Consider the following 1,111-nt stretch of genomic DNA (forward strand, 5'->3'; position numbering starts at 1 on the left):
CACTAGCCATGCTTGACCCCACTATTCTGACCATAGGAGGCATTGTCTTGGGAATTGCCATCATCGAACGAACATTAGAGCGATGGGGTGTGATTGACCTTGTTGATCAGTTCGCAAAGGTGATGCGCTTTATCTTGCCTGTTACCTTCTATAGCGCCTTGATCTACTTCTTTGCGACATTTATGTTTTGAGGAGGGATACTGATGTTTGAAAAGTTAAAATTACGTGGCCAATTAATTAAAGCGTTTCGAACTGCAGAGATTTACCGGGTGGTTAAACGAGGAGACCGTACCTCCTATCTGTTTCCCAAAATTCATCAGATTGATCATCATCATACGTACACTCGGTACGCCTTTTCCTTACTAAATGGCATAGACCCTGAGCTCTTAAACAAAAAGAGGTGGGCCTTACGCCAAGTATTAGGCAGCAATATTGAAGTGAATGGCAGCTTAAAAAACTTTAGTATTACCGTTCATCACAAAAGCCTACCTAAGATGCTCCATTATAATTATGAAGTCATTCATCCTCATATAGAGAAAATGGAGCTTCCCGTATGCATTGGTCAAGATATCTATGGAAACCCCGTTTCATGGGATTTTGCCGACTTAGAAACCTTATTGATATCTGGCGAAATTGGCGCAGGAAAAAGCAGCTTAATGCGTGTGATTCTAACCACATGGGTGAAATATGCCTCTCCTGAAGACTTGCGCTTAGTGTTAGTGGATCTTAAACGAGCTGATTTGGGCTTATTTCATGGGATTGAGCATGTGGATGCGCTTTGYTTTGARGCCAAAGACATGCGAAAGCCTTTTGCTTTATTACGAGCTGAAATGTATCGAAGAGGCGATTTATTGTTAGAGCATGGGGTCACACATATTAGGAGGCTTCCTTTTAAGCTGCCTCGTATCGTTGTGGTAATTGATGAAATGAGCATAGTGAAGAGAGAAACGGAGCTTGTAGAGATGATCCAACAGTTTGCCAGCCAAGGTCGTGCACTAGGTGTTCATACGATTATTGCGATGCAGCGTCCAGATGCTGATTTGTTGAATTCAGCACTAAAAGCAAACTTACGGGTTCGGATCTCTGGAAGGCAGGCCGATGCGATAAATGC

1 protein-coding gene and 1 pseudogene are annotated in these 1,111 nt (G+C 42.8%); both read left to right on the plus strand.

Annotated features, from left to right (window positions below; translation table 11 throughout):
• Window positions 1-191, plus strand: a pseudogene (locus AC1DRF_RS29105) (hypothetical protein); the annotation flags it as partial.
• Between the two features lie 12 nt (window positions 192-203).
• Window positions 204-1,111, plus strand: a 908-nt coding sequence (locus tag AC1DRF_RS29110; protein ID WP_477742456.1) for an FtsK/SpoIIIE domain-containing protein, incomplete at its 3' end; no start/stop codon positions are given.

The sequence above is a fragment of the Priestia sp. P5_B4 genome (genome assembly GCF_056400385.1).